Here is an 8171-nt window from a genome sequence, read left to right on the forward strand (position 1 = left end):
GCCGTCCCGCCGTCGCCGCGACGCCGCCCGCCGCCGGGCCTCAGGCCTATCAGCCGTCTAACGCCGCCAACGCCCAGCCGCGCCAGACGGTGCAGTAAGGGCGCGGCGCCGACCACGCTTTCGGTTGGCATCCGCGTCGGGCGCCGCTATCACCGCGCCTTTCCGAGACCCCAGGCCCGCATCATGACCGACACGCCCCCCGACCGTCTCTCGGTCGATCCATCCAGCCCTCACCACGACGCCGAGGTTCTTCAACGCGGAGTGGGCATCCGCTTCAAGGGCGAGGAGAAGACCAATGTCGAGGAATATTGCGTGTCCGAGGGCTGGGTGCGCCTGGCGCTGGGCAACCGCGTGGACCGCAAGGGCAAGGCCCTGACTGTCAAATTGCAGGGGCCGGTCGAACCCTATTTCCAGAACGGCTGACACTGAATAGGGTCCGGGCCTTCGCGTTCAGGAGCCTGTTCCCATGTCCCGTCGTCTGATGACCGCCAGCGCGCTCGCGCTGGGCCTCGCCGCCTTTACGCCCCTGGCGCACGCCCAGGACGCCGCCGTGGTTCAGCAGGCCATCGTGGTGCGCGACGCGGCCATGCGCTCAAACATCGCGCTGGACTATGTCACCCAGCTGACCACCCGGTTCGGCGCCCGTCCGGCGGGCTCCAGGTCCGAACAGAACGCCGCCGCCTGGGCCGCCGACTATCTGCGCGCCAACGGCTTCCAGAACGTGCGGATCGAAGAGTTCCCGCTGGTGGGCTGGGAGCGGGGCGAAAGCTCGGCCGCCATCGTCGGCGACCATGCCCAGACCCTGGTCGCCGCCGCGCTGGGTCATTCGCCCGCCACGCCGCGCGGCGGGGTCGAGGCCGAGATCGTGCGGTTCGCCTCTATGGAGGACCTGCAGGCCGCGCCCGACGCCGACGTGCGCGGCAAAATCGTCTATATCGACCTGGGCCAGATGCACGCCATGCAGGACGGTTCGGGCTATGGCCCCCAGACCCGTGTGCGCGGCGCCGGCCCCGGCGTGGCGGCGGCCAAGGGGGCGGCGGCCTTCATCATGCGCTCGGTCGGCTCGGACGAGAACCGGATGCCCCACACCGGCACGACCCGCTATGTGGACGGCAAGCCGACCATCCCCGCCTTCGCCCTGGCCGCGCCGGACGCCGATCAGGTCAGCCGCCTGGTCGGCCTGGGCCAGCCGGTGCGGATGCGCCTGACCTCGACCGCCCGCACCTATCAGACCCACAGCCAGAACGTGATCGGCGACCTGCCCGGCGCCACCCGGCCGGATGAGATCATCGTCCTGGGTTCGCACATGGACAGCTGGGACCTGGGCACCGGGGCCATCGACGACGGGGCGGGGGGCGCCATCACCATCGCAGCCGCCAAGGCCATCGCCGACAGCGGCCGCCGCCCGGCGCGCACCCTGCGCGTGATCTTCTACGGCTCCGAGGAAGTGGCCCAGCCGACGGCCCAAACCGGCAATGGCGGCGCCGTCTATGCCCGCGCCCAGGGCGCGGCGCTGGACAAGCACATCATCGCCGGCGAGAGCGATTTCGGCGCCGATCGCGTCTACGCCCTTCGCCTGCCCGCCGGCGCGCAAGGGTCGGACTTCCAGAAGGCGGCGACCCGCGTCCTCTATCCCATCGGCGTCCTGGCTTCGGACCGGGTCGAGACCGAAGGCGGCGTGGACGTCGGCCCGATGGGACCGCTGGGCGTGCCCTTCTTCGGCCTGGCCCAGGACGGAACCCGATACTTCGACCTCCACCATACCGCCAACGACACCCTGGACAAGATCGACCCGGCGCAACTGAGCCAGAACGTCGCCGCCTGGGCCGGCCTCTTGTGGCTGATCGCCGATTCCGACGTCGATTTCCGCGCCATGAAGCCCGCCTCGGCCTCGACCGCGCCGGCGCATTAGACCGCTTGGAGATCGGTCCGGTTCTGTCTATACGAGCCGGACCAGCACGCGGGCGTGGCGAAATTGGTAGACGCAACGGACTTAAGCTGAAGGATTGAGTGCGCCGGGGGAAACTCCGGACGTAGAACTGCTCAAAGTCGGGGAACCCTGTCAGATGGCGATCCCGAGCCAAGCCCGATCCACTGGACGGGAAGGTGTAGAGACTAGACGGGCAGCGCCTAAAGCTCCGGCCATGGCGAAGGGATAGTCCAGACCACGAACGCCGTCAGGCGGCGGCGAAAGCCGAAGTGGTACGAAAATCCGTCGGGCGAAAGCCCTTGCCGGTTCGACCCCGGCCGCCCGCACCAGCCCCTTTCCAAGATGCGGTTTTGACATATCGCGTGAGGGGCGGCGCGTGGGCCCTCCATCAGCGTTTGGTCGAGCGGGCTTAGGTCGGCCGGCGCAGCGCCTTGGATTGCGCCGCGCAGGCGGCGCGATCGGTTGCGAGATGGCGGGGTGCGGAGCGGTCGCACGCCGTTGGTGATTCTTAGTGAGGCTCGCCGTCCTGGATAATCGGCGACAGGTCGACATGGTACTGTCGAGGGTCGGCGGGATCGATCAAGACGCGCAGTTCGCGCCCGGCCAGTTTCTCGGAGGGATCGACCCAGATCGGCTCGCTCTCGAACCGCCGCAGGCGGCCTGTGGCCGGGTCGGCCGCCTGCGCCACGACGCGGAAGGGATGCTCGCCATTGCGCGAGCGGCGGGTGTCGCGAAACGCATGAAGGAAGCTGGCCTTGATGGGCCTTCCGTCCTTCAGCAGACGGGAGACCTTCTTTCGACGCCGAAGTTCGATGGTCAGCAACGTCCCGCCTAGCAGGGTGAAGATGGCCCCCATGCCCAGGAAGATGGTCGAAAGTCCCCGTCGCCCCCAGAAATCGTCGACGGTGGCGTGAGAAATCCGCCGCCGGTCATAAAGGACCGGAACCGTATCGCCGACGGCGAAGCGTGGCGGATTGGTGCGTACGGTTTCGCTGAACTCGTGGCGCCGCCCGTCCTCGGCCCGGAAGGCGACGACCGCCGAATAGCTGACGCTTGACGATCGAGTCCTGTCCCGGTCCCGGTCGACATGGCGAACCAGGTCCACCACCACGCCCGATGTTCGCACCGCCCGGTCGCTGAACCCTCGGTCGCTGACCAGCAGGAAGCCCGCAACAGCCAAGAAGATCAGCCGATTCCGCCAAACAGGCCGCCGACCCAGAGGAAAATGCTCTTCATGGCGACAGGGTGCCTCTTGTAGGCCCGCCATGGCAACCGCTGAAACGCCGTCCACGAGGCCGAGACATCAAGTCGTCTTGCCGGTTCACCTCCCGCTCCGGTATCGGTCAGGCATGACCAAGGATGGCAGACCTTCTTGCGTGCACGATGTTCGCCTGTTTCACGGCGGCCGGAACCAGTACTTAAAGGATTGCCCCGGCGCCTGGGCCTTCGGGCGGCGGCTGGCCTGGTGGTTGAACGGCATGGATATCAGTGTCGGCAGCCACCCGGCGGTCTATATCCACTTCACGTCCGAGATCGCGGCCGGACAGGTCGAGATCGCCCCGCCGAACAGTTCTCGCGAGAACTGGTGGTGGCGCGACGTCCATGTCGGCGTGCCGGCGGACTTCCTTCCCCATGGCGGCGATCCGAGGCTTTCGACAGGGATCGTCGCCGCCCTGTCGGCCTTGGCCCCGCATGAGCGGCCCCATATCGACGAGGCGGCGCGGATCGTGGCCGAGGCCGGCGACGAATGCCGGTTCCTCATCCGATCCAAGGACACGGCGAAACACGTCATCGACGTGTCCACCACCATCGGCTTCCCAAAGCCGTCGCGAATGATCGTTTCTCTGACGGACAAGGTGACCGGCGCCTATCTCGAAGCGCCGCCCGTGGCCATGAAGGGCTATGACGACGCGGTCAGTCTGGCGGGCAAGGTCAAGGTGACCAACAAGGCGCTCGCCGTCGCATCGCGCGCCTCGACGCCCGCCCAGATCATCACGCAGCAGTATGGTGACGATTTCCGATGGTCGATCGACGACTTCTCGCCTGCTGAGGCGCCCACCCGATCCGGCTTGTTGAAGTTCCGCTGACGCGAGGCAAAGGTGCAACCGGAACGCTGCGCCTTCGTCGGCGCCGGTGATCAGGTCGGGCACGACCTTGGGTCACTGTCCAGGCTGCGACAGACGCCACCACGGCTTCCACGGCGTCAGGTGATGTTCGTGGTGGCGGCCGAAATGAAAGCAGGTGAGCAGGGACAGGATGGGGCCAAAGGCGCTGGTGCGGGCGTTGTGGTGATCGGGAAAGGCGTCGTCCGTGTGACGATGCGGCAGCCAGGTGCCGAAGGTGAACAGCTGCAGGGCGGACAGCAGGGCCGGCGCGGCCCAGAAGACCAGCAGATTGGGTATGCCTGCGCCGAGCACGAAGACGGCGAGGCAGACCAGGATCGTCAGGACGCCCATCTCGCGCCAGCCGAAATAGGTGCGAAAGAAGCCGTAGAACCACGGGGCGAAGGCGCGCGGCGCCGCGGCGTGGAAGTCCGGGTCCTGGGCCGTGCCGGGCGCCGCATGATGCGCGGAATGGGCGGTCTTCAGCGGCATGAAGCGAAAGCCGGCGTACAGCCCCAGCGCCAGGCTTCCGATCGCCAGGTTCAGGCGAGGGCGGCCGGGCGCCAGGGAGCCGTGCATGGCGTCGTGCGCCACGATGAACAGGCCGACGGACAGCCAGGTCTGGATGGCGACGATCACCGGCGCGATCAAAAGGCTCCAAGCCGACCAGCGATGAAAATAGACGCCATGGATGTGCAGGGTCAGCCAGGCGGTCGCGATCAGGCCCGCCAGCGTCAGACTGATGAGGGCCTGATGCGGCACGATCCGGGGCTCGGGCGACACGACGGCCATGGCGCGACACTTAGCGCATTTGGAGCCCGGAAACAGCCTGTTCGCTTGCCGCTTCGGTCGTCGCGTGCCACCTGTGGGAAATGCCGGCTGACGCCTCTGACACTTCCGCGCCGGACCTTCTGCTGGTCGGCGGCGGACTGGCCAACGGGCTGTTGGCCTTGCGGTTGTCGCATGTTCGACCGGATCTGGACGTCCGCATCGTCGAAGCGGCCCCGGCGCTTGGCGGCGTGCATACCTGGTCCTTTTTCGAAAGCGATCTGACCCAGGCCCAGCGGGCCTGGATCGCGCCGCTGGTCGTGCATCGCTGGCCGACGTACAGCGTCGGATTTCCACGGTTCGAACGTGAACTCTCGACACCCTATTGCAGCGTCACGGCGGAACGGTTCGCGGCGGTGCTGAGCGCGGCCCTGCCCGGAAAGATCACCCTGGGGACGCCGGTTGTCTCGGTGTCGCCCAAGGAGGCCGTGCTGGAAGATGGGCGACGGTTGCAGGCCAGGGCGGTGATCGACGGGCGTGGGCCGACGGCGACGCCGGATCTGGCGCTGGGGTTCCAGAAGTTCGTGGGACTGGAGGTGCGACTGGCGGCGCCCCATGGGCTGACGGCGCCCATCGTCATGGATGCTCGCGTCGATCAGGCCGGCGGCTATCGTTTCCTCTACACCCTGCCGTTCGACGCCAGAACCTTGCTGATCGAGGATACGCGCTACACCGACGGCGCCGAACTGGATCACGACGTGTTCCGGCAAGGGGTGCTGGATTATGCGGCCGGGCGGGGCTGGGTCATCGAGGACGTGTTGCGGGAGGAGGAGGGCGTCCTGCCCGTGGCCCTGGACGGCGACATCGGCGCCCATCTGACGCGGATGGGCGCGACGGCGCTGAGCGGTCTGCGCGCCGGCCTGTTTCATCCGACGACCGGCTATTCCCTTCCGGACGCGGTGCGACTGGCGGACAGCCTGGCGAATGATTTCCAGGCCGCGACCCTGGTCGCCGACATCCGTCGTCACGCCACCGACGTATGGGCCGGACGAGGTTTTTATCGGTTGCTGAATCGCATGTTGTTTCGCGCCGCGCGCCCTGAGGAACGATACAGGGTGCTGGAGCGGTTCTATCGTCTGCCTCAGCCGCTGATCGAACGCTTCTACGCCGCGGACTCGACCTTGGGCGACAAGGTGCGGGTTCTCAGCGGCAAACCCGCGGTGCCCATCGGCGCCGCACTGGCCTGTCTGGTCGAAAAAGGACGTGCGTGATGCGAGCTGCAGTAATCGGGTCGGGGTTCGGAGGGCTGTCGCTGGCCATCCGGTTGCAGACGGCCGGCATCCAGACCACGGTGTTCGAGGCGCGCGACATGGCGGGCGGCCGCGCCTATGTCTTCAAGGACAAGGGCTATACCTTCGACGCCGGCCCCACCGTCATCACCGACCCCTCGGCCCTGGAGGAGTTGTTCGAGGCGGCCGGGCGCAAATTGTCGGACTATGTCGAGCTTCTGCCGGTCGCGCCCTTTTACCGGCTGTGCTGGGAGGACGGCGACGTCTTCGATTACGTCAACGATCAGGACGAGCTTGATCGCCAGATCGTCGCCCGCAATCCCGCCGACAAGGACGGCTATCGCAAATTCCTGGCCTATTCGCAGGATCTGCTGAAGGAAGGCTATCTGAAGCTGGGGGCCGTGCCCTTCCTCGACTTCGCCAGCATGGTCAAGGCGGCGCCGGAGCTGATGCGGCTGCAGGCCTGGCGGTCGGTCTATGACAAGGTCGCCAGCTTCGTTCAGGACGAGCACCTGCGTCAGGCCTTCAGCTTCCATTCCCTCTTGGTGGGCGGCAATCCGTTCGCGACCTCATCCATCTACGCCCTGATCCATGCGCTGGAGCGGCGCTGGGGCGTGTGGTTCCCGCGCGGCGGCACAGGCGCGCTGATCCAGGCCATGGTGCGCCTGTTCCAGGATATGGGGGGCGAAATCCGGCTGAACAGCCCGGTCGAGCGCATCACAATGGCGCATGACCGGGCGACCGGCGTGGTCGTGGGGGGCGAGACGCTGGCGTTCGACATGGTCGCCTCCAACGCCGATGTGGTGCACACCTATCAGCGTCTGCTGGGCCAGGAGCCGAGGGGCCGCAAGGAGGGCGCGCGTCTGGCGGCCAAGCGGCATTCCATGTCTCTGTTCGTCATCTATTTCGGCCTGAAACGGGTCCATCCCGAGGTGCGCCACCACACGGTGCTGTTCGGGCCGCGCTATCGCGAGCTGATCGGCGAAATCTTCAAGGGGCCGGATCTGCCCGACGACTTCTCGCTGTATCTGCACGCGCCGACACGGACCGATCCGTCGCTGGCGCCGGAGGGTTGCGACGCCTTCTATGTGCTGGCGCCCGTGCCGCATCTCGCCTCGGCCGACGTCGATTGGGCGGTCGAGGGGCCGCGTTATCGCGATCGGATTCTGGCCTATCTGGAGCAGCACTACATACCGGGGCTGACGGCGGATCTGGACACCTGCCGCATCTTCACGCCGGTGGATTTCCGCGACCAGTTGAACGCCCATCAGGGCTCGGCCTTCTCGCTGGAGCCGATCCTGACGCAGAGCGCCTATTTCCGCGTTCACAATCGCGACGATCAGATCCCCAATCTCTACTTCGTGGGGGCCGGAACCCATCCGGGCGCCGGGGTGCCGGGGGTGGTCGGCTCGGCCAAGGCCACCGCCGGCCTGATGATCCAGGACGCCAGGCAGCCCGCATGACCGACGCCGTCCTGGACCACAGCCGCCAGTCGATGGAGCAGGGCTCCAAGAGTTTCGCCGCCGCCGCGCGGCTTTTCCCGGCGGCGATCCGCGACGACGCCTGGATGCTGTATTCCTGGTGCCGGCATTGCGACGACGAGATCGACGGCCAGGTTCTGGGTCACGGCGCGGTGGGCATCGATCCTGTCCTGGCGGGCGAAAAGCTGGCGGAACTGCGGGTCCGCACGGCGGCGGCCCTGGCCGGAGAACCCCAGGCCGACCCGGTCTTCACCGCCTTCCAGCGCGTCGCCATGCGCCACGGCATCCCCGCCGACGAGGCCATGGACCTGTTGCAGGGATTCGAGATGGACGTGGTGGGGCGGCGTTACGACACGCTGGAGGACACGCTGGACTATTCCTATCACGTCGCCGGCGTGGTCGGCGTGATGATGGCGCGCATCATGGGGGTGGAGGACGCGCCCACCCTGCGACGGGCGCAGGATCTGGGGCTGGCGTTCCAGCTGACGAACATCGCCCGCGACGTGGTCGAGGACGCCCGGGGCGGTCGGGTCTATCTGCCGGGCGCCTGGCTGGACGAGGCGGGCGTGCCGCGCGACCAGGTGGACCAGCCCCAGCACCG

The 8171-nt window shown here is 67.3% G+C and carries 8 protein-coding genes; 6 read left to right on the top strand and 2 right to left on the bottom strand.

What is annotated here, in order from left to right; all coding sequences use genetic code 11:
* Positions 1-183 precede the first annotated feature (183 nt).
* On the top strand, positions 184-423 hold the full coding sequence (locus RTU05_RS16030) for a DUF3297 family protein (protein WP_087119764.1): 240 nt from the start codon (positions 184-186) through the stop codon (positions 421-423).
* Between the two features lie 43 nt (positions 424-466).
* Entirely contained in the window at positions 467-1912 is a 1446-nt protein-coding gene (locus RTU05_RS16035) for a M20/M25/M40 family metallo-hydrolase (RefSeq protein WP_312599332.1), read from the top strand.
* Between the two features lie 526 nt (positions 1913-2438).
* Here the strand turns inward: RTU05_RS16035 and RTU05_RS16040 are convergent.
* Positions 2439-3110 (bottom strand): DUF3592 domain-containing protein, encoded by a 672-nt coding sequence (locus RTU05_RS16040; protein ID WP_312599333.1) that lies wholly within the window; start codon positions 3108-3110, stop codon positions 2439-2441.
* Between the two features lie 196 nt (positions 3111-3306).
* Between RTU05_RS16040 and RTU05_RS16045 the strand changes: the two genes are divergently transcribed.
* On the top strand, positions 3307-4017 hold the full coding sequence (locus tag RTU05_RS16045; protein WP_312599334.1) for a hypothetical protein: 711 nt from the start codon (positions 3307-3309) through the stop codon (positions 4015-4017).
* 72 nt (positions 4018-4089) lie between these two features.
* On the opposite strand, the gene RTU05_RS16050 is transcribed toward RTU05_RS16045, so the two are convergent.
* Positions 4090-4824 (bottom strand): fatty acid desaturase, encoded by a 735-nt coding sequence (locus tag RTU05_RS16050; RefSeq protein ID WP_312599335.1) that lies wholly within the window; start codon positions 4822-4824, stop codon positions 4090-4092.
* 80 nt (positions 4825-4904) lie between these two features.
* On the opposite strand from RTU05_RS16050, the gene crtY reads away from it, so the two are divergent.
* The 3 genes from crtY to RTU05_RS16065 form a co-directional block, all read left to right on the top strand.
* Complete coding sequence (gene crtY / locus RTU05_RS16055) at positions 4905-6071, top strand: lycopene beta-cyclase CrtY (RefSeq protein ID WP_312599336.1); 1167 nt, start codon at positions 4905-4907, stop codon at positions 6069-6071.
* Complete coding sequence (locus RTU05_RS16060; RefSeq protein ID WP_312599337.1) at positions 6071-7552, top strand: phytoene desaturase; 1482 nt, start codon at positions 6071-6073, stop codon at positions 7550-7552. The genes crtY and RTU05_RS16060 overlap by 1 nt, the downstream gene beginning before the upstream one ends.
* A partial coding sequence (locus RTU05_RS16065; RefSeq protein WP_312599338.1) for a phytoene/squalene synthase family protein occupies positions 7549-8171 on the top strand: 623 nt, incomplete at its 3' end. The genes RTU05_RS16060 and RTU05_RS16065, both read left to right, overlap by 4 nt.

This window comes from Brevundimonas sp. (assembly GCF_032017145.1).
In the GTDB taxonomy this organism is placed as follows: domain Bacteria; phylum Pseudomonadota; class Alphaproteobacteria; order Caulobacterales; family Caulobacteraceae; genus Brevundimonas.

Coding starts and splice junctions, on each gene's coding strand:
- RTU05_RS16030 (WP_087119764.1), top strand. CDS start 184: ATGACCGACACGCCCCCCGACCGTCTCTCGGTCGATCCATCCAGCCCT.
- RTU05_RS16035 (WP_312599332.1), top strand. CDS start 467: ATGTCCCGTCGTCTGATGACCGCCAGCGCGCTCGCGCTGGGCCTCGCC.
- RTU05_RS16050 (WP_312599335.1), bottom strand. CDS start 4,824: ATGGCCGTCGTGTCGCCCGAGCCCCGGATCGTGCCGCATCAGGCCCTC.
- crtY (WP_312599336.1), top strand. CDS start 4,905: ATGCCGGCTGACGCCTCTGACACTTCCGCGCCGGACCTTCTGCTGGTC.
- RTU05_RS16060 (WP_312599337.1), top strand. CDS start 6,071: ATGCGAGCTGCAGTAATCGGGTCGGGGTTCGGAGGGCTGTCGCTGGCC.